The organism is Rhodococcus sp. S3 (assembly GCF_058211795.1).
In genome coordinates this window covers 2,712,177-2,735,973 of record NZ_CM177074.1, presented here as the reverse complement: position 1 = coordinate 2,735,973, position 23,797 = coordinate 2,712,177, and the positions used below count along the sequence as shown (strand labels likewise).

Below are 23,797 nucleotides of genomic sequence, written 5' to 3'. Positions count from 1 at the left end.
GCTGTCGGCTCGTGTGCGGTCAGCGCAGTCGTTCGGCGTCGCGGGCCAGATCGAGCAGCTCCGCGCACAGGGCGGTCAGCTCGTCGGCCGCGGCGCCCTCGGCGACCGCGGTGGCGACGTCCTCGGCGGCGCAGCGCACCCGGAACGCGCGGTCGGCGAGCGCCTCGACCTCGGCGGCGGTGAGCACCACGGACTCCTCGGGCAGCCCGGCGCGGCGGGCGCTGCTGCGCTGCTCGTAGGCGCGTTGCCGGCACGACTGGCGGCAGTACCGGCGGCGCCGGCCGGTGCCGATCTCCGGTACCGGGCGCCCGCACCACAGGCACGTGCTCGCTCGCGTGTCACGTCCGGTCACGAGCGTCACTGTACTGCCCGCCCGCACCCCCGGCGGGGCGGCAGGAACACCGGATGCGCGGCCGGTGCGGGCGCCGTGCGCGCGGCGCTGCGGCGGGTCGGTAGACTTGCCCTTCGGCTCCTCGGCGGGCCGCGGGAACGGAATCGGCTCCGCCGACGTTGAGCACAGTGGACGTCGAGCTCGGCGTCGATGCCGCACGGCATCGCCACCCGGGCGGAGCACACAAGGAAGGACACCACCATGGCAGATCGTGTACTGCGAGGCAGCCGACTCGGGGCGGTGAGCTACGAAACCGACCGCGACCACGATCTGGCGCCGCGGCGAATCGCGCGCTACCGCTGCGACAACGGCGAGGAATACGACGTGCCGTTCGCGGACGACGCGGAGATCCCCGGCACCTGGATCTGCAAGAACGGCCTCGAGGGCACCCTCGTCGAGGGCGCCGCACCGGAGCCGAAGAAGGTCAAGCCGCCGCGCACCCACTGGGACATGCTGCTCGAGCGTCGCTCCATCGAGGAACTCGAGGACCTGCTCAAGGAGCGCCTGGACCTGCTCAAGGCCAAGCGCCGCGGCGCCTGACACCCACGCCGCCGAAACTCGCACGTGTGCCGCCCCGGACGATCGTCCGGGGCGGCACACGCCGTTACGGACCCGACGACGCACTCCCGACGGGACGGTGGTTCCGCGAATTCGGTTGCGGCCCCGCCACGAATCGATCAATCGTCGATATCGGCCGGACGGTGCGTGCAATCATGATCGCACGCCGATCGATCATGATCGGCACGCCCGATCCACGACCTTCGCGCCGGGCCTCCGGCGGGTCGCTTGCAAGGGGGTGAGTGTCCGTGACCGACCGTCACCACACTGCGGCGGACGCACCGCCGACCCGGGCCGCCGCCGAACTGGCCGATCTGCGCGCCGAACTCGACGACATCGACCGGGCCCTGCTCGACGGGGTCCGCGCCCGCCTCGAGGTGTGCGGACGCGTCGCCGCACTCAAGCAACGCCACGGCCTCGACGTCATGCAACCCGGCCGCATGGAGGTCGTGCACCGCCGCGCCCAGGACTACGCGCACCGGCACGGCCTGTCCGGCGACTTCGTGCGCTCGCTGTACACCCTGCTCATCGACGAGGCCTGCCGGGTCGAGGACCGCATCGTCTCCGGCAACGACGCCGCGGAGCGGGTCGCCTTCGGCAACGACGCCGCGGAGCGGGTCGCCTTCGGCAACGACGCCGCGGACCGGGTCGGCTCCGGTCGCCGCGGCGACGGCACGAACTGAGGCCCGTCGTGTCCGCGCCCCGACCGATCCGCACGCTGTTGATCGACAACTACGACTCGTTCACCTACAACCTCTACGACCTGATCACCCGCGTCAACGGCCTCCCGCCGCGGGTGCTCACCAATGATCGCAGCTGGGACGAGCTCGTCGCCGAACCGTTCGACAACATCGTCATCTCCCCCGGACCGGGCCGGCCCGACCGGGCCCGGGACTTCGGGATCAGCGCCCGCGCCCTCACCGACGCCGGGGTACCGCTGCTCGGGGTGTGCCTGGGCCATCAGGGACTGTGCCAACTGTTCGGCAGCGCCGTGATCACCGCCCCCGAACCGGTGCACGGCCGCACCAGCCCGATCCTGCACGACGGCACCGGCCTGTTCGCCGGGCTGCCGTCACCGTTCGAGGCGGTGCGCTACCACTCGCTGATCGCCGACCCGGTCCCCGACGACCTCGTCGCCACCGCCCGCACCCCGGACGGGCTGCTCATGGCCGTCGCGCACCGGCACCGCCCGCTGTGGGGGGTGCAGTTCCATCCCGAATCGATCGGTACCGCCCACGGCGCGCAACTGCTCGCCAACTTCCGCGACGCCACCTCGCCGCGCAACCCGATCACCGTCACCGCCCCCGCCGAACCGGAACCGGCACCCGAACCGGCCCCGCGCTACGTGCTCGCCAGCCGCCGGCTGCCGCTGCACCCCGACCCGTCCGCCGTCTACGAAGCGCTCTTCGCCGCCGGGCCGCACGGTTTCTGGCTCGACGGCAGCGCCGCGCTGGACCCGCAGTCGCGGTTCACCGTCCTCGGCAACGGCGCCGGACCGCGCGCCGACTATCTGACCTACCGGGTCGGGGAGGGCATCGTGCGCGAACACCGCGCCGACGGCACCGTCGAAGAACACCGCCGCCCCGTCTTCGACCATCTCACCGCCCGGCTCGCCGAGCGCCGCGTCGCCGCCCGCGACGACCTGCCGTTCGGGTTCGCGCTCGGCTATGTCGGCTATCTGGGCTACGAACTCAAGGCCGACGCCGGCGCGCAGCTCGTGCACACCTCCCCCTACGCCGACGCCGCGCTGGTCTTCGCCGACCGGGCGGTCGTCGTCGACCACGACGGGCGCTGCTGCTATCTGCTGGCCCTGACCGAGGACACCGACGATCCCGAGACGCTCGCCTGGTTCGACGCGACCGCCGCGATCCTGTCGGCGCTGCCCGAACCGGCGACCGACGAGCCGATCCCGGTGCCGCTGATCGGCGCGGACGGTGGCCCGCAGCTGCGGCTGCGGCACTCCCCGCAGCGCTATCTCGATCTGATCGCCCAGTGCCAGAACGAGATCCGCAGCGGCGAGACCTACGAAGTGTGCCTGACGAACACCGTCACCGTCGACGGCGGCATCGACCCGCTGAGCACCTACCGGGTGCTGCGCCGCATCAGCCCCACCCCCTACAGCGCGCTGCTCGACTTCCCCGAGGTCGCGGTGCTCAGCGCGTCCCCGGAACGGTTCCTGCGGATCGACGCCGACGGCACCGTCGAATCGAAACCGATCAAGGGCACCCGCCCGCGCGGCCGCACCCCCGGCGAGGACGCGGCGCTGCGGGACGGACTGCAGGCCAGCGAGAAGGACCGCTCCGAGAACCTGATGATCGTCGACCTGGTGCGCAACGACCTGTCCCGGGTGTGCGTGCCCGGCTCGGTGCACGTGCCGGCGCTGTTCGCGGTCGAAACCTATGCCGCGGTGCACCAGTTGGTGTCCACGGTGCGCGGCACCCTGCGCCCGGACGTCTCGGCGGTGGACTGTGTGCGCGCCGCCTTCCCCGGCGGGTCGATGACCGGCGCCCCGAAGCTGCGCACCATGGAGATCATCGACAAGCTCGAGGACGGCCCGCGCGGGGTGTACTCCGGAGCGATCGGGTATCTGTCGCCGACCGGCGCCGCCGACCTGTCGGTGGTCATCCGCACCCTCGTCGCCACCGCCCACGAGGTCACCTTCGGGATCGGCGGGGCGATCGTGGCGCTGTCCGATCCGGACGACGAACTCGACGAGACCCTCGTCAAGTCCGTGGTGATGCGCCGCTGCCTCGCCGCCGCCCGCGACACCACCCCGACCGACGGGGCCGGTGCCGTCGGCTCCGCGGCCGATCTCGTCGACGGGCCGCCGGTGCTGCCGGGGCGGGCCGGGCCGTGACCACGCCCGGCCGGGTGGTCGTCGCCGGCGGATGCGGCGCCGTCGGCGCCCTGCTCACCGCCGCGCTGCGCGAGGCCGGCCGTGAGGTGCTCGTCGTCGACCCGGCCGCCGACCCGGCTGCACCCGGAATGCTGCGCGCGGATCTGACCGCCCCCGACACCCGCCTCGCCGCGGCGCTCGACGGCGCCGACATCGTGGTGCTCGCCGTCCCCGACGTCGTCGCCGGTGCCGCCCTGCCGGTGCTCGCGCGGCTGCTGTCCCCGCACACCCTGCTGGTGGAGACCCTGTCGGTGAAGACCCCGACCGCCGCGGCGCTGCACACCTACCGGCCCGGCGCCCCCGCGCTCGGCATCAACCCGATGTTCGCCCCCGATCTCGGGTTGCCCGGCCGGCCCGTGCTGACGGTGCGCCACCACGACGCACCGGTGGTGGCCGAGTTCGTCGCGGCGCTGCGCGCCTGGGATGCCACCGTGGTCGAGACCACCGCCGACGAGCACGACCGGATCACCGCCGCCGTGCAGGTGCTCACCCACGCCGCGATCCTCGCGTTCGGTATCGCCCTCGACCGGCTCGACGTGCCGGAGGTCGCCGCGCAGGTCGCCGCGCCCCCGCACACCGTGCTGCGGGCGCTGCTCGCCCGCGTCTCCGGTGGCACCGCCGAGGTCTACCACGACATCCAGCTCACCAACCCGTACGCCGCCACCGCCCGCCGCGCCCTCGCCGAGGCGGTCGCCGATCTCGACGCCGCCACCGACGCGCTGCCCGACTTCGCGGCGCTGCTCGACCGGGCCCGCGCCGCGCTCGGCGACGAGCAACCCGCCGCCGCGCAGCTGTGTGCGCAGCTGTTCGCGGCGCTGCCCCGCGATCCGGGTGCGGCCGGCGATCCGAGCGAGGAAAGGAGCCGGACATGAGTGCGTCCGACATCCCCGGCCCGCAGCTGCGCGCGCCGGAACTCCCGCAATACGATCCGTCCGATCCGACGGAGAGCGCGGTGATCGCCGGGCTGACCCGCTCGTGGCCGCGCCGCGCCGCCGTGAAGAAACCCGAGGTCGACCTCGACGCGCTGTTCGAGGCGGACCGCGCCGACTATCCCGAGCAGATGCTGCCCTTCGCCGAGCATCGGCGGTATCTCGCGCTCGACGAGCAGCAGCAGGCGCGGCTGCGGGCGTGGGCGTGGATCGCGTACAACAAGAGCGTCGTCGACATCGAACAGCACGTCGTCAACCCCGGCTTCGCGTTGATCACCGAGGACGCCTTCGGCATCGGCCCGTCGGACACGGTGATCACCGGGGTGCTCCAGGCGATGGTCGACGAGCAGTACCACACCCTCATGCACCAGCAGGCCAATGTGCTCACCCGCCGTCGCCGCGGCTGGGCGCTGCCGGAGTCGGTGCTGCCGCCGTGCCCGACGGTGCGCGAGCATCGCGCCGCGGTCGCGCACGCCGAGACCCCGCGGGATGCGGCGCTGGTGCAGTTGGCGTTCACCACCGTCGCGGAGACCTCGATCAGCGCCTATCTGGCGTTGCTCACCACCGATCCGGAACTGCAACCGGTCAACCGCGCGACGGTGGCGGTGCACCGCCGCGACGAGCTGTGCCACGCCTCGCTGGCCGGTGGGCTGCTCACCGCGGTGCTCACCGAACTCGACGACACCGACCGGGTGCGGCTGCTCGACGCGCTCGGCACCGCGGTCGCCGCGTTCACCGGCGCCGACACCTCCACCTGGGCGGCGATCATCGCGCACGAGAACATCCCCGGCGGCGACGAGCTGGTCGCCGACACCATCGCCGTGACCGAGGGCCGGCCGGTGGTGCAGGACTGCAGCGCCATCCGCCGGCTGTGCGCGGGCCTGGGGCTCGGGGACGAACTCGACGCCCGCTGGCCGTGGCCGCGCAGCGCCTAGCGCATCAGCCGCGCGGGCCGGTTCAGCGGCCGAGTAGTGCCCGCAGGCGCGCGAGGCGGCTGCGCAGCCCCCACACGGTGACCCGGACGAGGGCCTCCTGCACGATGTTGCCGTTCATCTTCGACTCGCCGATCTCCCGTTCGGTGAACGTGATGGGCACCTCGGCGACGGTGAACCCGGCCTGCAGGGTGCGCCACGCGAGATCGACCTGGAAGCAGTAGCCGTGCGAGGCGATCGCGTCGAGGTCGAGCTTCTCGAGCACCTCACGGCGGTAGGCGCGGTAGCCGCCGGTGATGTCCTGGACCGACACCCCGAGCGCGAGACGGGAGTAGATGTTGCCGCCGCGGGAGAGCACCTCGCGATGCCACGGCCAGTTCACCACCGTGCCGCCGGGCACGTAACGCGAGCCGAGCACCAGATCGGCGCCGGCGTCGACCTTCTCGAGCAGCAGGTGCAGCTGTTCGGGGGCGTGACTGCCGTCGGCGTCCATCTCCACGAGCACCGTGTAGTCGTGCGCCAGACCCCACCGGAAACCGGCGATGTAGGCGGCGCCGAGACCGTTCTTCTCGGTGCGGTGCAGCACCGCGATGCGCTCGTCGGCGGCGGCGAGGTCGTCGGCGAGGTCACCGGTGCCGTCGGGGCTGCCGTCGTCGACGACGAGGACATGGGTGTGCGGCAGCGCGGCGTGCAGCCGGGTGATGATCCGACCGAGGTTCTCCCGCTCGTTGTAGGTCGGAATGATCACCAGGGTGCGGGCGCTGGGTGCGCTGTCGTTCCCGGCCGGCGTCGCCGCTGCCATCAGAGGTCCTCCTTGTCGAACCGGCCACCGGCCGGTGCTCCTGCTGCGCCGGTGCTGGTGCGAGCTGCCGCACCGGCCTTCTCCCGCCGTCCCCGCACCAGGGCGAGAGCGGTGGCGGCCACGGCCGCGGCGCAGAGCAGAAGCTCCGGCGCCACTCCGAGCCGACTAGCCAGCGTAACGTCTGCGCGCAAGGGCACCTGCGCCACCAGGGCATCGGGCACGAACAACGGTGTGCTCTGCTGCACCCGACCGTCCGGTTCGGCGATGGCGCTGACCCCGCTGGTCGCCGCGACGATCACGGCCCGGCCGTGCTCGACGGCCCGCACCCGCGACATCGCCAGCTGCTGATAGGTCATCTCGGTGTCGCCGAAGGTGGCGTTGTTCGTCGGCACCGCCAGCAGCTGCGCGCCGGCGTCGATCGAGTCGCGGAACGCCCGGTCGAAGGCCACCTCGTAACAGGTCGCCACCCCGATGTCGATGCCGCCGGCGGTGACCATGCCGTCGCCGTCGCCGGGCACGAAATGGCCGGCGCGGTCGGCGTACTCGGAGAACAACCGGAAGAACGACCGCCACGGCAGGTATTCGCCGAACGGCTGGATGATCTTCTTGTCGTGCCGCTCCCCCGGACCGGTCTGCGCGTCCCACACGATCACCGAATTGGTGGTGGTCCGGTCGTCGTTGACGAGCACCGCCCCGACGAGGATCGGTGCGTCGATCGCGGCGGACGCGGCGGAGATGTCGCGGGCGGCGTCGGCGTTGCGCAGCGGGTCGATGTCCGAGGCGTTCTCCGGCCAGATCACCACATCCGGGGCCGGGGCCCGCCCGGCGGCGACGTCCTCGGCGAGGGCGAGGGTGCGGGCGACGTGGTTGTCGAGCACCGCCTTGCGTTGGGCGTTGAAGTCCAGGCCCAGGCGCGGCACGCTGCCCTGGATCGCTGCGACCGTCACCGTCGACGACTCGTCGGTGGTGGTGCGCACCAGCGGCCACGCCGCCGCGGCGAGCAGCGGCCCGAGCAGGGTCACCGCGACCGGCGCCGTCCAGGCCCGCGCCGGGCGGGGTCGGCGGTAGGCGGTGAGGACGAGGGCGGCGAGCCCGGCGCCGGTCGTGGCCACCGCGAACGACACCAGCGGGGCGCCGCCGACGACGGCGAGGGAGACGAACCCGCCGTCGGGTTGCCCGAACGCCAGCCGCCCCCACGGGAAGCCGCCGAACGGGACGCTCGACCGCAACCATTCGGTCAGGCTCCACGCCGCCGCGATCCACAACGGCGCGACCGGCAGCGACCGCAGGTGCACCACCAGCGCGCCGAACAGGCCGACGAAGACTGCCTCGGCGGCGGCGAGCGCCAACCACGGCAACGGGCCGACATACACCCCGATCCAGGGCAGCAGCGGCACCAGGAAACCGAGGCCGGCGAGATAGCCGTAGCCGAACCCCGCGCGCCGCCGCATCGGCACTGCAGTCAACACACCGACCAGGAGCGCGATCCCTGCGGGGGCGAGGAACCACAGCGGACGCGGCGGGAACGACGCGAACAGCAACAGTCCCGCGACGACGGCGAGCAGCGCGCGCAGCGCCACCATCGCGAAGGGCCGGCCGGTCACCGCGCGTACACGATCCGGCCGCGGTGCACACTGCGCACCAGCACCGGATCGGCGGTGCCCGGGCCGAGATCCGGCAGCGGCGCCACCCGCGACCGCGGATCCGTCGACCAGCGCTGCACCGAATCCTTCGGGGCGGCGACCACCAACTCGCCCACCTCCCAGATCGCATACGACGCCGGCGCACCCGGCTCGAGGGTGCCGGCCAGACCGTCGCGCACACCCCCGGCCCGCCACGCCCCGCGGGTCGCGGCGGCGAACGCCGCCCGCGGCGAGATGCCGCTGCCGGCGGTGCGATGGTGCACCGCCGCCCGCAGCATCGGCCACGGCCGCGGCGCCGTCACCGGCGCATCGGAGCCGAACGCCAACGACAGTCCGGTCGCGGCCAGCGGCGCGAACGCGTTCAACGCCGCGGCGCGGTCGGCGCCGAGCCGCTGCGCGTACATCCCGTCCGGCCCGCCCCACAGCGCGTCGAAGCTCGGTTGCATGCTCGCGATCACCCCGTACCGCGCCAACACCTCCGCCTGCGCGACCGTCAGCGACTCGACGTGCTCGAGCCGATGCCCACGCGCGGCGAGCGCCGGTCCCCCGACCTCCGCGGCGACCGCCTCGAAGGCCGCGACCGCGGCGGTGGTCGCCGCGTCACCGATGACGTGGAAACCGGCCTGGATGCCCGCCGAGGTGCACGCCCGCACGTGCGCGGTCAGCTCGTCCTCGGTCAGATAGGTGGTGCCGCAGCAGTCCGCCAGGTCGTCGTACGGGCGGGCCAGCGCGGCGGTGTGCGAACCGATCGACCCGTCGACGAACAGGTCCCCGCCGAGCGCGTCGGCGCCGGTGGCGGCGAGCAGCTCCGCGGCCTCCTCGCCGGTGCGCACCGCGTGCCCCCAGTAGCCGCGCACCTGCACCGGATGGTCGGTGCCGAGCAGTTCGGTGAAGTCGTCGAGCCCGGAGATGTCGGGGCCGGCGCATTCGTGCACCGCGACGTAGCCGTGCGCGGCGAAATCGTCGAGGGCCGCCAAGCGGGCGCGGGCACGCTGCGCGGCGGTCAGCCCGTGGCGGGCGGCGCCGCGCACCGCGTGGTGCGCCGCGGCGGTCAGCGGCTGCTGCGGATCGAACCCGTCCAGCTCGTCGAGGGGTTCGGCGGCGGCCCGCAACGCGCTCGATGCCGCCGCCGAATGCGCATCGATCCGGCCGAGATAGACGAGCCGGGCCGGGGCGGCGGCATCGAGGTCGGCGGTGGTCGGCGGCGTCGGGTCGGGCCAGCGGGTCTCGTCCCAGCCGTGCCCCCAGATCACCGCGTCGTCGTGCGCATCGGCGTGTGCGCGCACCCGGCGCAGCGCGTCCTCGCGGTCGACGGCGTCGGTCAGATCCAGCCCGGTCAGGGCCAGGCCGTGGGTGGTGGTGTGCACGTGGGTGTCGACGAAACCGGGGGCGACGAACGCGCCGTGCAGGTCGACGATCTCGGCGTCCGGGTGCAGGGCGCGGCCGGGCCGGTCCTGCCCGACCCACACGACCGTGCCGTCGGTGACGGCCATCGCGGTGGCATCGGGGGCACTGGCGCTGTAGATGCGGCCGCCGACGAGAAGCTGGGTGTGCGGTGCAGGGCTCACGAGTGCCCAGTCTGCCCGGTTACCGCTCTTCGCGGCGGCGCGGGGTCTCCACGATCTCCCCTTCGAGCACGGTGCCACGGTCGTCGACCTGCTCGGTCACCGCCGGACCACCGGTCAGGTGCGGGGCGCCGCCGACGACGCTGTGATCGACGACCTGTCCGTCGACCACCACCAGCCGCTGCGCGGAGAACCCGGTGGCGCGGGCGCGTCGCGCGACCAGCGTGCGCACCACCGGCCGCAGCGCGGCGCGGGTCGGCAGCAACAACAGCATCCCGAGCACGGTGCTGACGATGCCGGGAATCAGCACCAGGGCCGCGCCGGCGCCGATGAGCGCACCGTCGGTGAGCACCCGCTCCGGGGAATTGGCGCGCGGCGCCCGGCCCCCGCGCAGTTCACCGAGGTTGCGCAGCGCGCGACGACCCAGGGCGGCGAGCACGAGATAACCGGCGGCGCTGACACCGAGGAAGATCAGCACGGTGGCCAGGGCGCCGAGGGTGGAGCCGAGCCAGGCCAGCACCGCGATCTCCGCCACGACGTAGAGCACGAACAACAACGGGTACACGGCGGGACTTCCTTCCGTCGGCGGTTTCTGTCCGGTCAACGAACGGGCCGCCGGTTTTGCTCCCGCACCCGCCCCCGGATACGGCGCGTGATCGAATGGCCGCCATGACTGCAGGTGACTGGGCGTTGCTGATGACCGCCGCGACGGCCGCCGGCTGGGTGGACGCGGTGGTCGGCGGTGGCGGGCTGATCCTGCTGCCCGCCCTGTTCCTCGTCGCCCCGCAGTTGACACCGCAGGCGGCGCTGGCGACGAACAAGCTCACCGCGATCTGTGGGACCGGCGCGGCGGTGCTGACCTTCGCGCGGCGCATCCCGCTGCGCTGGTCGCTGCTCGGCCCCGCCGCCCTGGTCGCCGCGGTGGCCGCGGCGGCGGGGGCGGCGGCGGTCTCGCTCATCGACCGGGAGGTGTTCATCCCGATCGTGATGGTGGTGCTCGTCGCGGTGGCGGTGTTCGTCACCGCCCGCCCGAAACTCGGCGCCGGCGGCACCCGCCGCCCGTCGACGCTGCGGCTGGTCACCGTCGTGATCACGGCCGCGGCGGTGATCGGCTTCTACGACGGGATCCTCGGGCCCGGCACCGGCACCTTCTTCATCATCGTGTTCGCGGCGATGCTCGGCAGCGAGTTCGTCACCTCCGCGGCCATGGCGAAGGTGCTCAACTTCGGCTCGAATCTCGGGGCGCTGGTCCTGTTCGCCGTCGGCGGGCACGTGTGGTGGGCGCTCGGGGCGGCGCTGGCGGTGTGCAATGTCGCCGGCTCGGTGCTCGGCTCCCGGATGGCGCTCGCCCGCGGCGCCGGGTTCGTGCGGGTGGTGTTGCTGGTCGTGGTGATCGCCATGGTGATCCGCCTGGGCATCGAACAGTTCGGCTGAGCCACCCGAGACGCTCGGTGCGGCAACCCCGATGCCGCACATCCCGGCGTTACCGTGGGCGGGTGAATGCGGTGGACGACGATTTTCTGGCCCTGCCGTTGCACGCCGCCGCCGACGCGGGCCTGACGGTGGCGCGGGCGGCGGGTGCGAGTCACGCCGATGTGCGGGTGCATCGGATCCGAACCGGGACGAGCACCCTGCGCGACGGCGCCCTGCAAGCGGCGGTGGACGACAGCGACTGCGGGGTGGCGGTGCGGGTGCTGCTCGACGGCACCTGGGGGTTCGCGTCGCATCCGGTGCCCGGCCCGGACGGCGCCGCCGACGCCGCGGCCCGAGCCGTCGCGGTCGCCCGCACCCTGCGCGCGTTGAACCGCGATCCGGTGCAGTGGGCCGACGAACCGGTCCACCGGGACGCGGTGTGGGTCTCGCCGTACGAGATCGACCCGTTCACCGTCCCCGCGGCCGAGCGCATCGCGGTACTCGAGGACCGTTCGCGGCGACTGCAGGACGCCGCCGGCGTCGACCACGTCGCCGCGAATCTGACCCTGGTCAAGGAACAGACCTTCTACGCCGATCTCGCCGGGTCGACGATCACCCAGCAGCGGGTGCGGATCCACTCCGACCTCGACGCGACCCGCGTCGACCGTGAGGCCGGCACCTTCGAGTCGATGCGCACCCTGGCCCCACCGACCGGCCGCGGCTGGGAGTATGTGGCCTCGGACCGGTGGTGGGACTGGAGCCGTGAGCTCGCCGAACTGCCCGAGCAGCTCGCGGAGAAGGCGCAGGCCCCGTCGGTGACGCCGGGCCGCACCGATCTGGTGATCGACCCGACGAATCTGTGGCTGACGATCCACGAATCGGTCGGGCACGCCACCGAATACGACCGCGCCATCGGCTACGAGGCCGCCTACGCCGGCACCTCCTTCGCCACCCCCGACCTGCTCGGCAGCCTGCGCTACGGTAGCGACGTCATGCACGTCACCGCCGACCGAACCGAACCGCACGGCATGGCCACCGTCGGCTACGACGACGACGGGGTCGCCGCCCAGTCCTGGGATCTCGTGAAGGACGGGGTGCTCGTCGGCTACCAGCTCGACCGGGCGTTCGCCCCGAAGCTCGGGGTGGCCCGCTCGAACGGCTGCGCCTACGCCGATTCGGCGCATCACGTGCCGATCCAGCGGATGGCGAACGTGTCGCTGCAACCCGATCCGAGCGTCGATCGCAGCACCGCCGATCTGATCGCCGGGGTCGACGACGGGCTGTACATCGTCGGTGATCGCAGCTGGTCGATCGACATGCAGCGGCACAATTTCCAGTTCACCGGGCAGCGGTTCTACCGGATCCGCGGCGGCCGCCTCGCCGGGCAGGTCCGCGATGTGGCCTATCAGGCGTCGACCACCGAGTTCTGGGGTGCCCTCGAGTCGGTCGGCGGCGCGTCGACCTGGCAGCTCGGCGGCGCGATGAACTGCGGCAAGGCGCAACCCGGGCAGGTCGCGTCCGTCTCGCACGGCTGCCCGTCGGTGCTGGTGCGCGGCGTGAACGTGCTCAACACGGTGCAGGAAGGTGGCCGATGATCCCCGGAGACCGACTCGTCGAGACCGCCCTGGCGACCTCCCCTGCCGACGAGACCATCGTGATGGTCACCGACAGTGCCGAGGCGTCGCTGCGGTGGGCCGGCAGTTCGATGACCACCAACGGCTCCGCCCGTGCCCGCGGCGCCACGATCCTCGCGATCCGCCGCACCCCCGGCGGCGCACACTGCGGGGTGGTCAGCGCCCCGATCGTCGACGCCGACGACATCGGCGCGGTGGTCGCCGCGGCGTGGGCGGCCGCGCAGCAGGCCCCGGCGGCACCGGATGCGATGCCGTTGATCGACGGCGACGACACCGACCCGCAGTGGGGCGAAGAGGCTGTCGGCACCGACGTCGAGGTCTTCGCCCCGCTCCTCGACGGGCTCGCCGCCGGCTTCGACGACACCGACGCCCTCTACGGATTCGCCCACCACCAATCCACGACGATGTGGCTGGGCACCTCCACCGGGGTGCGGCGCCGCTGGGTGCAACGCGACGGGTCGCTCGAGCTCAACGGCAAACGCGGCGGCCTGACCGGGGCGAGCGCCTGGGTCGGCGCCGGCACCGTCGACTTCACCGACATCGCGATGGATCCGCTGCGCGCCGAACTGGCGCGGCGGCTGGACTGGGCCGGTACCCGCGTCGACCTGCCCGCCGGACGGTACGAGACGCTGCTGCCACCCTCGGTGGTCGCGGACCTGATGATCCCACTGTTGTGGTCCCTCGACGGGCGCGGCGCCGAGGAGGGCCGGTCGGTGTGGGCGGGGCCCGGCGGTACCCGCCTCGGCGAGCAGATCGCCGGACTGCCGGTGACATTGACGTCCGATCCGGCCGCCCCGGGATTGGGCTATGCGCCGTTCGTGGTCGCCACCGCCTCCACCGACAGTGTCTCGGTGTTCGACACCGGCATGAGCGCCTCGCGGGTCGACTGGCTCCGCGACGGCGCCCTGCACGCGCTGGCGTATCCGCGGGCCGCGGCCGCCGAATTCGGGGCCACGCCCACGGCACCGGGCGAGAATCTGCTGCTCACCGGTGGCAGCACCGCCGATGTGGACGACATGATCGCCCGCACCGAACGCGGTCTGCTGCTGACCACCGTGTGGTACCTGCGGGAGGTCGATCCGGCGGTGCTGTTGCTGACCGGCCTGACCCGCGACGGGGTGTATCTCGTCGAGGACGGGCAGGTGCGGGCGGCGGTGAACAACTTCCGGTTCAACGAATCTCCGGTCGATCTGCTCGGCCGCGCCACCGAGATCGGCGCCACCGAACGCACCCTGCCGCGGGAGTGGAAGGACTGGTTCACCCGCACCGCGATGCCGCCGGTGCGCATCCCCGACTTCCACATGTCGTCGGTCAGCGCCGCCCACTGACCTCCGGTCCGGTCGGTAGCCACCGACCGGACCGATAGGGGCTCAGAGCAGGTCGGCGAGTTCCTTGCCGATCTCCTCGGGGGTGACCGTCGGCTCGAAGCGGCGCACCACCGCACCCTGCGGGTCGACGAGGAACTTGGTGAAGTTCCACTTCACCTCGTCGGTGCCGATCGCCTCCGGGCGGGTCGTGCTCACGTGCTCGAACAGGAAACCGTGCTGCGGCCCGAAATCGCCGGGAGCCTCGGCGCGCAGGTGCCGGTAGAGCGGGTGCGCATCGTCGCCGTTGACGTCGACCTTCGCGAACACCGGGAAGGTGACGTCGAAGTTCACGCGGCAGAACTCCTGGATCTCGCTGTCGCTGCCCGGTTCCTGACCACCGAACTGGTTGCACGGGAACGCCAGGATCTGCAGGCCGCGCTCGCCGAGTTCGCGGTGCAGCGCCTCGAGCGCCTCGTACTGCGGGGTCAGGCCGCACTTGCTGGCGACGTTGACGATCAGCAGATACCGGCCGGCGAAGCGGGCGAGATCCTCGCTGCCGCCGTCGGCGGTGGCCACGGTGTACTCGTGCACGGACATGCGCTCTCCTGAACTGGGTTCGATCGGCTCGGCCCCGCAGATGAGGCCGAGATCACCACGGACCCTACGGGATCGGACGAACCGGGACGATCCGGACGCGCTCGGGTGGCGGGGTCAGTCCAGGTCACGGACGTGCCGGGCGGGACTGCCCAGATGCAGTGTGTGCGGGGCGCAGTCCTTCGTCACCAGCGAGTTCGCGCCGATCACCGCACCGGCGCCGATGCTCACGCCCGGCATGATCACCGCCCCGGAGCCGATCCACGCGCCGTCGCCGATGGTCACCGGCTCCCCCGTCAACGTCGAGGCGCGCTGTTCGGCGGTGCCCATCCGGTGGCTACTGGTGAGCACCCGCACGTGGTCGCCGAGGAACACCCGCTGTCCGACGGTGATGTCGGCGACCGTGTCGAAATAGCAACCGTGGTTGACGAACGAGCCCGCGCCGAGGGTGAGCCGGCCGAGGCCCTGTACCACCACGCGGGTGTGGATCAGGCTCGGCGGTGCGGCGTCGACACCGGCGCGGCGCAACCACTTCCAACGACTCCCGCTGGAGATCAGCGGGCTGCTCGCGAGCGCCACCGCGATCGCCTGGGACCGGTAGGTGTGAGAACGCGCCACGACGTCTACCGGCCGGCCGTGTCGGCGGGATCGAGCACACACGCCAACCCGACGGTGCCGGTGCGGCCACGGCGCACCACGCTCGCGCCGACGATGATCCGGCCGAGCAACCCGTACTTACGGGCGATCACCGACCGGGCGTGCGCCGAACCGTCGGCGTCGAGCACCTCCCCGATGCCGGGCACCGCCGCCGACTTCGCGTTGCCGCGCGCGTCGCAGATCGCCAGGGACACCCGCGGATCGCGGCGCAGCCGCCGCACCTTGTAGGCGTCGGCGACCGTCCACACCAGCAACCGGTTCCCGTCGGGCGCCGCCCACACCGGGGTGTCCACCGCGCTGCCGTCCTTGCGGTAGGTGGTCAGCAGCACGAACTTGGCGGCGGCGAGGTCCGCGACGGTGGGGGTCGTCGACTCGGGCATGGCCCCCACCCTACAAACCGCACGGTCTCACGGCAGCGCTCGTCCCGCGGGCGCCGCGTTCTACGCTGGCGGTCATGGCCGATACCGCTGTCGACGTGCACCTGCCCGCCGGGCATCTGACCTCCGCGCAGGTGCAGCTGCTCGCCGAACTCGCCCACACCCACGGCGGTGGCGAACTGCATCTGACCGCCCACGCCCAGCTGCAGGTGCGCGGCGACCACACCGCGATCGCCGCGGCCGTCACCGCCGCCGGTCTCACCGTCGACGTGCCCACCCGCGCACGGCTTCTCGTCTCGCCGCTCAGCGGCCGCATCGGCGGACACCACGACCTGCGCGACCTCACCGCCGCGGTGATCGCGCACCTCGACGACCGGCCGGTGCCGGCCGGCACCGTCCTCGGGCTCGACGACGGCACCGGCGACATCGTCGCCCTGGCCCCCACCGTCGCGGTCCTCGCCCGCCCCGACGGTCGCTACGCGGTGATCCGCGACGGCGCCGACACCGGGGTGCGCGTCGCCCCGGGCGACGCCGCCGACGCGCTGCTCACCCCACCGGCCGACCCCACCGGTGACCCGGAACCGGTACCGGAGCAGCCGCGGCCACCGATCGGGTGGCTCGACCAGCCCGACGGGGCCGTCACCCTCGCCGGCGGGCTGCCCGGCGGGATCCTCCCCGCGCGACTCGCGGAATTCCTCGCCGCCGTCGACCGTCCGGTGATCGTCACCCCGTGGCGGTCGGTGCTGCTGTGCGATCTGGACGAGTGGACCGCCGAGCAGGTGGTGCGGGTGCTCGCCCCCATGGGGTTGATCTTCGACGCCGACTCCCCGGACCTGCACTGATCCGTCCCCGACCTGCACGAACGGGCGGACTTCGCGAACCGGACCGTCGCCGCCGATCCGGCCCGCCGGCGGTTCGGCCGCGCCTATCGTGGACGGATGAGCGGTCCGACAGCGGAATCCGACAGCTATGACGTGATCGTCCTCGGCGCGGGCCCGGCCGGGGAGAACGCCGCCCAGTACGCCATCGCCGGCAGCGACCGCACCGCGGTGCTCGTCGAACACGAACTCGTCGGCGGCGAATGTTCCTACTGGGCGTGCATGCCCAGCAAAGCCCTGCTGCGCCCCACCCAGGTGCTCGCCACCGCCCGCAACATGCCCGGCGTCGCCGACAAGATCAGCGCCCACGGCGTCGAGGTACCGGCCGTGCTGGCCCGCCGCGACAGTTTCACCCACAATCGCGACGACAGTTCCCAGGTGGATTGGGCGAAGGGTGCGGGTATCGACGTGGTGCGCGGCCACGGCCGCCTCGACGGCGAACGCACCGTCACCGTCGCCGGCAGCGACGGGGAGCGTCGCCTGCAGGCCCGGCACGCCGTGGTCCTGGCCACCGGCACCGTCCCGTCGATCCCGGACCTGCCCGGGCTGCGCGACGCGCTGCCGTGGACCTCCCGCGATGCGACGAACCTGCTCGAGATCCCCCGCCGCGTGCTGGTCGTCGGCGGCGGTGTCGTCGCGTGCGAAACCGCCACCTGGCTGCGGCAACTCGGCGTCGAGGAACTCACCCTCGCGGTGCGCGGCGACCGCTTGCTGCCGCGTGTGGAGTCGTTCGCCGCCGAACGCGTCGCCACCCGCATGGCCCACAAGGGCCTGGATGTGCGCTACGGCACCGAGATCCGCTCGGTGCAGCGCCCCGATGTGAAGGACACCGGCGTCGGCTGCATCCACGGTGGTCCCGCCACCGTCGAACTGTCCGACGGCAGCACCCTCGAGGTCGACGAGATCGTCGTCGCCGCCGGCCGCCACCCCACCGTGGACGGACTCGGCCTCGACAGCGTCGGCCTGACCGACGGGAAGGTGACCGTCGCCGACGATCTGACCGTCGACGGGGTGAACGGGCAATGGCTGTACGCGGTCGGGGATATCGCCGGTCGCGCCGCACTGACCCACATGGGCAAATACCAGGCGCGGGTGTGCGGGGACGTCATCGCCGCCCGCGCCGAGAACCGCCCCACCGACGGGTCACGGTTCCGGGCGAGCGCCGACCACGGTCAGGTCCCGCAGGTGATCTTCACCGTCCCGGAGATCGCCGCGGTCGGCCGCACCGCCGAGCAGGCCCGCGCCGACGGCGTCGACGTCGAGGTCCTCGAGGCCGACATCGACGTCGCCGGTGCCTCGCTGGCCCGCGACGACTACGCCGGGCACGCCGCGCTCGTCGTCGACCGGGCCACCGACACCCTCGTCGGCGCGACCTTCGTCGGCCAGGAGGTCGCCGAACTCGTCCACGCCGCGACCGTCGCCCTGGTCGGGAAGGTGCCGTTGGACACGCTGTGGCATGCGGTGCCGTCCTACCCCACCATCAGCGAGATCTGGTTGCGGCTGCTCGAATCCCGCCGCAGCTGACCGCCTCTCGAACGTGCAGTTGTCGTCGTGACACGCCGCGTGGCGACGAGAACTGCACGCCGACGGTCAGCGCGGCAGACGGGGGTTCCGGTAGTAACCGCCGAAAAATCAACGGATATGGCGTAGCCGCGGCTGATTGCTGGTGAGGGCCCGGTTCGGCCTGCGGTGGAGGCGGACTACTGGTTGGCTTGGCTCCCAACGTGGTTGGTTGATGGGAGGTCGGTTTCGTGGCGACGCGGGTGTTCGCGGATGAGGAGTTGGCGCGTCTGCGGGAGTTCCCGGAGATCGGCCGGGAGCAGCTGTTCCGGTTCTTCACGCTCTCGCCGGCGGATCTGGCGTTCGTCGATCCCGGCCGCGGTCGTGGTCCGGCTGATCGGCTCGGGATCGCGATCGCGTTGTGCACGTTGCCGTGGCTGGGATTCGTGCCCGATCGTGTGGTGACCGCCCCGCCGGTCGCGGTAGCGCGGCTGGCCGAGCAGCTGCGGCTCGACGGCACTGAGATCCGTTCCTACGGCCGCCGCGCCCAGACCCGCACCGACCATCTACGCCTGGTCGCTCAGTATCTGGGCTGGCGGGCGGCGGGTGCGCTCGAACTCAAGGAGCTCGACGAGTTCCTGCTCGCGCGGGCGATGGAACACGATTCCCCGACTCTGCTGTTCCGGTTGGGGTGTGAGTATCTGATCTCGGCGCGGGTGATCCGCCCAGGCCCGGTGAGCATGGTCGAACGCGTCGCCCACGCCCGCGAGCAGGCCCAGCGCGAGACCTACGACCGTCTGGCCCACGAGTTCACCCCGGCCCGCTGCGCCGAGTTGGACGCACTGCTGACCACCGATGCCTCGCTGGGGGTTTCGCGGTTGCGGTGGCTGTCGACCGGGCCGGTGGAGGCGTCCGCGGCTGCGGTGCGCGCCGAGGTCGACAAGCTGGCGTTCCTGCGCGACCTGGGTGCCGACCGGCTCGATATGTCGGTGCTGCCCGCCGAACGACGCCGGTTCCTGGCCACGATGGGGCGCGGGTTGACCCCGCAGGCGTTGGAACGCCGGGATCCGCAGCGGCGGTATCCGATCCTGCTCACCGTGCTGGCGCAGTCCGGAACCGACGTGCTCGACGAGGTCGTGGCCTTGTTCGATCAGGCGATCTCGGCGAAGTTCGGTGCCGCCGAACGCCGGATGCAGCAGGAATTGGCCGAACGCGGCAAATCCGGAGAGGACCGCCAGGCCCTGCTGGACGACCTCCTGGCGATCGTGACCGATCCTGCGGTGGCCGATGAGGAGATCGGTGCGTTGATCCGCGGCGATGCGATCGGGTGGGAACGTCTGCGGGCGGCGATCGCGCAGGCCAAACCCCGGTTGCCGCGTGATCACGGGCACCTGGCCGCGCTGGACTCCTCCTACAATTACCTGCGTCAGTTCACCCCCGCGGTGCTGTCGACGGTGGAGTTCGCGGGCGGGACCGCGGCGACGGAGTTGTTGATCGCGGTCGCGATGCTGCGTGAACTCAACGCGACCGCGCGGCGGAAGGTGTTCGACGAGGCCCCGACCGGGTTCGTGCCCGCGAAGTGGCGCGGCTACCTCGACGCGGCGCGCAAGTCCGGCAGCGCTACCGCCTACCGGCACTACTGGGAGCTGTGCGTGCTGCTCGGGCTGCGCGACGGGCTGCGCAGCGGGGACGTGTACGTGCCCGGCTCACGCCGCTACGCCGACCCGGCCGCCTACCTGCTCACACCGCAGCGGTGGGAACCGCAGCGCGGCGAGTTCTGCCGTTTGGTCGGGCGGTCGGCCGATCCCGGCGTCGCCCTGGCCGCCGTCGTCGAAGAACTGCACACCGCGGTCGATGAACTCGAGACCGTGCTCGCCGAAGGTGAGGGGCCGGTACGCCTGGACGGCGAGTCCGGGGATCTGATCATCTCCCCGCTGACCGCCGAGGACGTTCCGGCCGAGGCGATCGCGCTCAAGGCCGAGCTGACCGAGATGCTGCCGTTCGCACCGATCGTGTCGTTGCTGATCGAGCTGGACAAACGCACCGGCTACCTGGACTGCTTCACCCACGCCGGCGGACAGGCCACCCGCACGCCGGAGTTGAAGCGCAACCTGATCGCGGTGCTGCTCGCGCACTCGACCAACCTCGGGTTGACCCGGATGGCCGAGGCCTGCGGCATCTCCTACGACATCTTGTCCTGGACCGACGAATGGTATGTGCGCGAGGAAACCCTGCGCGCGGCCAGCCTAGTACTCATCGACTACCACCAGCGGCTCCCGCTGACTCCGGTGTTCGGCACCGGGACCTTGTCGTCGAGCGACGGGCAGCGGTTCCCCACGCGCGGGAAATCCACCACCGCGCGGCCGATGAGCCGCTACTTCGCCGGTGAGGGCCTGTCGACCTACACCCATGTCACCGACACCCACGCCACCTACGGCACCAAGGTGATCGTGGCGACCAAACGCGAAGCCCACTACGTGCTCGACGAGATCCTGGGCAACGCCACCGATCTGCCGATCACCGAACACGCCACCGACACCCACGGGGTCACCCTGGTCAACTTCGGGTTGTTCGACCTGCTCGGGATGCAGCTGTCCCCACGCATCCGGGACCTGGGCCGCATCACCCTCTACCGGCCGGGCCCCCGCGCCGACGCCGAGGCCCGGTTCCCGCACGCGGGCCCGCTGATGACCCGCAAGGCCAACATCGATCTGATCGCCGAGCACTGGGACGACCTGCTCCGGTTGGCTGGCTCGCTGAAGTTCGGGCACGCCACCGCCTCCCTGCTCGTCGGCAAGCTCTCCGCCTCGGGCCGTCAGAACACCCTGGCCGCCGCGCTCAAGGAGTACGGGGCGCTGCGGCGCACCATCTACGCCGCGAAATACCTCTCCGATCCGGACTACCGGCGCAAGATCACCCGCCAGCTCAACAAGGGCGAATCCCTGCACGCACTACGCCGCGACCTGCTCTACGCACACGAGGGCACGATCCGCGCCCGCCAGCTCGCCGACCAGACCGAGCAAGCGTGGTGCCTGACCCTGGCCACCAACGCCGTGATCGCCTGGACCACCGAGTACTACGGCCTCGCGGTCGAGCAGATGCGCCGGGCCGGGCACCGCATCGACGACGAGGTCCTGGCCCACGTCAGCCCCGCGCACAGCGCCAACATCAACTTCTTCGGCGCGATCGAAGTCGACATCGAGGGCGAACTCGCCGCGCTCGGCCCGACGGGCTACCGGCCGCTGCGGGTGCGCGACACCCTGTTCTGACCGGTCCCGGCGTTACCCCAGGGCCCGGTTCGTGTGCTCGTGGTCGAGCCATTCGGTGGTCCTCATGTCCGGGATCAGGTCCGCGCAGGATCGTCCGTCCTGGGTCCAGTCGTGGTCCCAGGCCCGTGAGTGGTGCGGTCCGGCGATGTAGCCGAAGGAGTAGGGGCGCCCTCGACTCCGATCCGCAGCTTGTCGGCGGTGATGCCCGCCCACTGGCGTCCGGTGTGCCGGCTGATCACCCGCCGTGCCCGGCCGGTCCAGACGTGCAGGGCGTATTTCGGGCTCGCTGTGGGTGACGCCGGGATTCCATGCCGGCTCCTGGGTCGACTGCGCGGGCGGGGCGTCTGGTCGGCAGGTGACCGCGGCGCCGAAGGGGCGGCGCGTCAGTGGGGGCGATGCGGTTCGGCGTCGCGTTGGTCGGTGACATGCGTACTCCAGGTCCACGCTTCCCGCCGGGCGGTGTACGTCGGGGACCTCGCGGTTCCGAATGGCGAGCCCGACATATGCAGAAGTTAGGACTTACTGCGTGCGAAGAGAATCGCTTGCTGAGCTTTCGCATCCGGGTCGAGCAGCATCTGGGCCTCGACCACGAATCCGGCATCGTGCAGCCACGATGCCACCTGGTTCGGCTGCCGGCGGTGGACATGGACCTTCATCGGGTGACCGCCGTAGCCCTCTGTCTTCAACAGCGACTCGTCGCCGACGTGAAACAGGAGTTGCAACGGTCCGCCGGGACGCAGTGCTTGGTGGAAGCGCCCGAATACAGTCGGCACCTCGTCGTCTGGGATGTGGATCAAAGACTGCCAGGCGAGCAGGCCGGCCACCGAAGCGACGGGCAGGTTCAGTTCCGTCATCGAGCCCACCTCGAACCGCAGGTCGGGGTGGTCGCGTCGGGCCACGTCGATCATCGCCGGGGAGAGGTCGATACCGAAGGCGTCGACACCGAGCTCATGCAAGTGGGCGGTGACTTCACCGGGGCCGCAGCCGACGTCCGCGACCGGTCCGCCGCCAGCGGTCCGCACGCTGTCGGCGAACAATGCCAGAGCCGCGCGAAGGTACTGGTGTCCGGCGAGGACGCCGCGCACTTGGTCGGCATAGCTGACCGCAACCGTGTCATAAGAGGTTCGGGTGTCGGCCAACCAATCATCCGTGGTCATGACCGGCACGATATTCCATGATCGCGGCGGACTCGGCGCTACCCGGGAACGGCGAAGGTGCCTCCACCCGGTCGGGTGGAGGCACCGGAACGGCGGTACGCGTCTGGCCGTGACCGCTCAACGATAGCAGTGATACCCCGGATAATGGTCTGTTATCCGGGGTAACTTGAGAGGCGACCTGCGGCGGACCCGCTCCGGGGTGCACACGAAGCGACCCCGTTATCCGGGGCTATAGTACTGAAGAGGGGAATCCGATGGCCGCGAGAGTGACCCGGCTGCGTACCGCCCCGCCGGCGCGCACCCTGCGCACCGCCGCCGAGGCGTTCCTCGACACGATCGGCTCGGCGAACACCCGCCGCGCCTACGGCATCGCCGTCGTCAAGACCGTCGACCAGCTCGACGCCCGCCACGACGGACTCACCGCCGCCAGCCGCGCCCTGGACTCGGTCACCGACACCGAAGTCGGCGCCGCACTGGAAACCCTCTGGGGCACCGCCGCGGTGAACACCTGGAACGCGCGCCGCGCCGCAGTCGCCAGATGGCTGTCCTGGTGCGCCGAGCAGGGCTGGACCGCGCCGAGCGTCCCGGCCTCGGCCGCGCGGTCCACTCCGCCGGACTCCGACACCCCCGTCCGCTCGCGTACCGCGATCGACCGGCTCATCGCCCGCCGCGAGATCCACCTGCGGGAGAAGACGCTGTGGCGGATGCTGTACGAAACCTGTGCCCGTGCCGAGGAACTGCTCCAGCTCAACGTCGAAGACCTCGACCTCGCAGGGCGGTGCGCGGCGGTGAAGTCCAAGGGCGCCAAACCCCGTACCCGCCGCCGTGGCGCCGCCCACCACGAACACGTCCTCGAGAACGTGTACTGGGACGCGGGCACCGCCCGCCTGCTGCCCCGGCTCATCCGCGACCGCACCCGCGGACCTGTTTTCGTGACCCACCGCCGGCCGGGGCCCGGCAAGTACCTCGCCGACCGCGACGTTTGTCCCAACACCGGCCTGGCCCGGCTGTCCTACGACCAGGCCCGCGACCTGCTCGACGCCGCCACCGCCGTCGATGGACCCCGGACCGGCTGGGACCTGCACGAACTGCGCCACTCCGGCCTGACCCACCTCGGGGAATCCGGGGCCAGCCTGCTGGAACTGATGGCCAAGTCCCGCCACCGCAAAGCCGAGAACCTGCGCCGATACTTCAAACCGTCCCCACAGGCGATGCGCGAGCTGACCTCGATCTTGGGCCCGGGAGCCGAACGCCGACGCTGACCAGCAGCTACGTCATATCCGTTGATTTTTCGG

General features: G+C 71.9%; 21 protein-coding genes. 12 read left to right on the top strand and 9 right to left on the bottom strand.

Annotated features, from left to right (window positions below; translation table 11 throughout):
* Positions 1-19: 19 nt before the first annotated feature.
* Positions 20-361, bottom strand: coding sequence for a hypothetical protein (locus AC0LPE_RS12860; protein ID WP_490604605.1), 342 nt, complete (start codon positions 359-361; stop codon positions 20-22).
* A 231-nt stretch (positions 362-592) separates the two neighbouring features.
* Between AC0LPE_RS12860 and AC0LPE_RS12855 the strand changes: the two genes are divergently transcribed.
* The 5 genes from AC0LPE_RS12855 to AC0LPE_RS12835 all read left to right on the top strand — a co-directional run bounded on the left by AC0LPE_RS12855 (position 593) and on the right by AC0LPE_RS12835 (position 5,709).
* Positions 593-931 (top strand): RNA polymerase-binding protein RbpA, encoded by a 339-nt coding sequence (locus AC0LPE_RS12855; protein ID WP_026061850.1) that lies wholly within the window; start codon positions 593-595, stop codon positions 929-931.
* A 266-nt stretch (positions 932-1,197) separates the two neighbouring features.
* Positions 1,198-1,632 (top strand): chorismate mutase, encoded by a 435-nt coding sequence (locus tag AC0LPE_RS12850; RefSeq protein ID WP_490604604.1) that lies wholly within the window; start codon positions 1,198-1,200, stop codon positions 1,630-1,632.
* A gap of 8 nt (positions 1,633-1,640) precedes the next feature.
* The gene (pabB, locus tag AC0LPE_RS12845; RefSeq protein ID WP_490604603.1) at positions 1,641-3,806 is read left to right on the top strand and encodes an aminodeoxychorismate synthase component I; all 2,166 of its coding nucleotides are present in this window, start codon (positions 1,641-1,643) and stop codon (positions 3,804-3,806) included.
* Positions 3,803-4,717, top strand: coding sequence for a prephenate dehydrogenase dimerization domain-containing protein (locus AC0LPE_RS12840; protein ID WP_490604602.1), 915 nt, complete (start codon positions 3,803-3,805; stop codon positions 4,715-4,717). Before pabB ends, AC0LPE_RS12840 begins: the two co-directional genes overlap by 4 nt.
* Complete coding sequence (locus AC0LPE_RS12835) at positions 4,714-5,709, top strand: AurF N-oxygenase family protein (protein ID WP_490604601.1); 996 nt, start codon at positions 4,714-4,716, stop codon at positions 5,707-5,709. The genes AC0LPE_RS12840 and AC0LPE_RS12835 overlap by 4 nt, the downstream gene beginning before the upstream one ends.
* Positions 5,710-5,731: 22 nt before the next feature.
* Here AC0LPE_RS12835 and AC0LPE_RS12830 read toward each other — a convergent pair whose 3' ends face one another.
* From AC0LPE_RS12830 to AC0LPE_RS12815, 4 genes are read right to left on the bottom strand one after another with little or no spacing between them, the layout of a single operon-like run.
* Positions 5,732-6,508 (bottom strand): polyprenol monophosphomannose synthase, encoded by a 777-nt coding sequence (locus AC0LPE_RS12830; protein ID WP_016695914.1) that lies wholly within the window; start codon positions 6,506-6,508, stop codon positions 5,732-5,734.
* Entirely contained in the window at positions 6,508-8,091 is a 1,584-nt protein-coding gene (gene lnt, locus AC0LPE_RS12825) for an apolipoprotein N-acyltransferase (RefSeq protein WP_490606350.1), read from the bottom strand. Before lnt ends, AC0LPE_RS12830 begins: the two co-directional genes overlap by 1 nt.
* A 17-nt stretch (positions 8,092-8,108) precedes the next feature.
* Positions 8,109-9,719 carry an amidohydrolase gene (locus AC0LPE_RS12820; RefSeq protein ID WP_490604600.1) on the bottom strand — a complete coding sequence of 537 codons (1,611 nt, stop codon included), beginning with the start codon at positions 9,717-9,719 and terminating at the stop codon, positions 8,109-8,111.
* Between the two features lie 19 nt (positions 9,720-9,738).
* Positions 9,739-10,281, bottom strand: a complete 543-nt coding sequence (locus AC0LPE_RS12815) for an FxsA family protein (protein ID WP_088899438.1) — start codon at positions 10,279-10,281, stop codon at positions 9,739-9,741.
* Positions 10,282-10,385: 104 nt separating this feature from the next.
* Here AC0LPE_RS12815 and AC0LPE_RS12810 point away from each other — a divergent pair, with 104 nt between their 5' ends.
* The 3 genes from AC0LPE_RS12810 to AC0LPE_RS12800 all read left to right on the top strand — a co-directional run bounded on the left by AC0LPE_RS12810 (position 10,386) and on the right by AC0LPE_RS12800 (position 14,091).
* The gene (locus AC0LPE_RS12810; protein WP_088899443.1) at positions 10,386-11,150 is read left to right on the top strand and encodes a TSUP family transporter; all 765 of its coding nucleotides are present in this window, start codon (positions 10,386-10,388) and stop codon (positions 11,148-11,150) included.
* 62 nt (positions 11,151-11,212) lie between these two features.
* On the top strand, positions 11,213-12,724 hold the full coding sequence (locus tag AC0LPE_RS12805; RefSeq protein ID WP_088899437.1) for a TldD/PmbA family protein: 1,512 nt from the start codon (positions 11,213-11,215) through the stop codon (positions 12,722-12,724).
* Positions 12,721-14,091 (top strand): metallopeptidase TldD-related protein, encoded by a 1,371-nt coding sequence (locus tag AC0LPE_RS12800; RefSeq protein WP_430716436.1) that lies wholly within the window; start codon positions 12,721-12,723, stop codon positions 14,089-14,091. Before AC0LPE_RS12805 ends, AC0LPE_RS12800 begins: the two co-directional genes overlap by 4 nt.
* 42 nt (positions 14,092-14,133) lie before the next feature.
* Here the strand turns inward: AC0LPE_RS12800 and AC0LPE_RS12795 are convergent, their stop codons facing one another.
* The 3 genes from AC0LPE_RS12795 to AC0LPE_RS12785 form a co-directional block, all read right to left on the bottom strand.
* A complete protein-coding gene (locus AC0LPE_RS12795) occupies positions 14,134-14,667 on the bottom strand; it encodes a glutathione peroxidase (RefSeq protein WP_088899435.1) in 534 nt (177 codons plus the stop codon).
* Between the two features lie 114 nt (positions 14,668-14,781).
* Positions 14,782-15,282: an acyltransferase gene (locus tag AC0LPE_RS12790; protein WP_088899434.1), complete on the bottom strand. Its 501-nt coding sequence runs from the start codon at positions 15,280-15,282 to the stop codon at positions 14,782-14,784.
* Positions 15,283-15,287: 5 nt separating this feature from the next.
* Positions 15,288-15,701, bottom strand: coding sequence for a PPOX class F420-dependent oxidoreductase (locus AC0LPE_RS12785; protein ID WP_430716435.1), 414 nt, complete (start codon positions 15,699-15,701; stop codon positions 15,288-15,290).
* A 74-nt stretch (positions 15,702-15,775) separates the two neighbouring features.
* Here AC0LPE_RS12785 and AC0LPE_RS12780 point away from each other — a divergent pair, with 74 nt between their 5' ends.
* The 3 genes from AC0LPE_RS12780 (at position 15,776) to AC0LPE_RS12770 (ending at position 21,345) form a co-directional block, all read left to right on the top strand.
* The gene (locus AC0LPE_RS12780; RefSeq protein ID WP_490604599.1) at positions 15,776-16,540 is read left to right on the top strand and encodes a ferredoxin-like domain-containing protein; all 765 of its coding nucleotides are present in this window, start codon (positions 15,776-15,778) and stop codon (positions 16,538-16,540) included.
* Between the two features lie 96 nt (positions 16,541-16,636).
* Entirely contained in the window at positions 16,637-18,100 is a 1,464-nt protein-coding gene (locus AC0LPE_RS12775) for a dihydrolipoyl dehydrogenase family protein (RefSeq protein WP_490604598.1), read from the top strand.
* A 227-nt stretch (positions 18,101-18,327) separates the two neighbouring features.
* The gene (locus AC0LPE_RS12770; RefSeq protein WP_490604597.1) at positions 18,328-21,345 is read left to right on the top strand and encodes a Tn3 family transposase; all 3,018 of its coding nucleotides are present in this window, start codon (positions 18,328-18,330) and stop codon (positions 21,343-21,345) included.
* A 512-nt stretch (positions 21,346-21,857) separates the two neighbouring features.
* On the opposite strand, the gene AC0LPE_RS12765 is transcribed toward AC0LPE_RS12770, so the two are convergent.
* The gene (locus tag AC0LPE_RS12765) at positions 21,858-22,502 is read right to left on the bottom strand and encodes a class I SAM-dependent methyltransferase (protein ID WP_490604596.1); all 645 of its coding nucleotides are present in this window, start codon (positions 22,500-22,502) and stop codon (positions 21,858-21,860) included.
* Between the two features lie 254 nt (positions 22,503-22,756).
* Between AC0LPE_RS12765 and AC0LPE_RS12760 the strand changes: the two genes are divergently transcribed.
* Positions 22,757-23,764, top strand: coding sequence for a tyrosine-type recombinase/integrase (locus tag AC0LPE_RS12760; RefSeq protein ID WP_229564909.1), 1,008 nt, complete (start codon positions 22,757-22,759; stop codon positions 23,762-23,764).
* Positions 23,765-23,797 lie beyond the last annotated feature (33 nt).

Coding starts and splice junctions, on each gene's coding strand:
- AC0LPE_RS12855 (WP_026061850.1), top strand. CDS start 593: ATGGCAGATCGTGTACTGCGAGGCAGCCGACTCGGGGCGGTGAGCTAC.
- AC0LPE_RS12835 (WP_490604601.1), top strand. CDS start 4,714: ATGAGTGCGTCCGACATCCCCGGCCCGCAGCTGCGCGCGCCGGAACTC.
- AC0LPE_RS12830 (WP_016695914.1), bottom strand. CDS start 6,508: ATGGCAGCGGCGACGCCGGCCGGGAACGACAGCGCACCCAGCGCCCGC.
- lnt (WP_490606350.1), bottom strand. CDS start 8,091: ATGGTGGCGCTGCGCGCGCTGCTCGCCGTCGTCGCGGGACTGTTGCTG.
- AC0LPE_RS12810 (WP_088899443.1), top strand. CDS start 10,386: ATGACTGCAGGTGACTGGGCGTTGCTGATGACCGCCGCGACGGCCGCC.
- AC0LPE_RS12800 (WP_430716436.1), top strand. CDS start 12,721: ATGATCCCCGGAGACCGACTCGTCGAGACCGCCCTGGCGACCTCCCCT.
- AC0LPE_RS12795 (WP_088899435.1), bottom strand. CDS start 14,667: ATGTCCGTGCACGAGTACACCGTGGCCACCGCCGACGGCGGCAGCGAG.
- AC0LPE_RS12785 (WP_430716435.1), bottom strand. CDS start 15,701: ATGCCCGAGTCGACGACCCCCACCGTCGCGGACCTCGCCGCCGCCAAG.
- AC0LPE_RS12780 (WP_490604599.1), top strand. CDS start 15,776: ATGGCCGATACCGCTGTCGACGTGCACCTGCCCGCCGGGCATCTGACC.
- AC0LPE_RS12775 (WP_490604598.1), top strand. CDS start 16,637: ATGAGCGGTCCGACAGCGGAATCCGACAGCTATGACGTGATCGTCCTC.
- AC0LPE_RS12765 (WP_490604596.1), bottom strand. CDS start 22,502: ATGACCACGGATGATTGGTTGGCCGACACCCGAACCTCTTATGACACG.
- AC0LPE_RS12760 (WP_229564909.1), top strand. CDS start 22,757: ATGGCCGCGAGAGTGACCCGGCTGCGTACCGCCCCGCCGGCGCGCACC.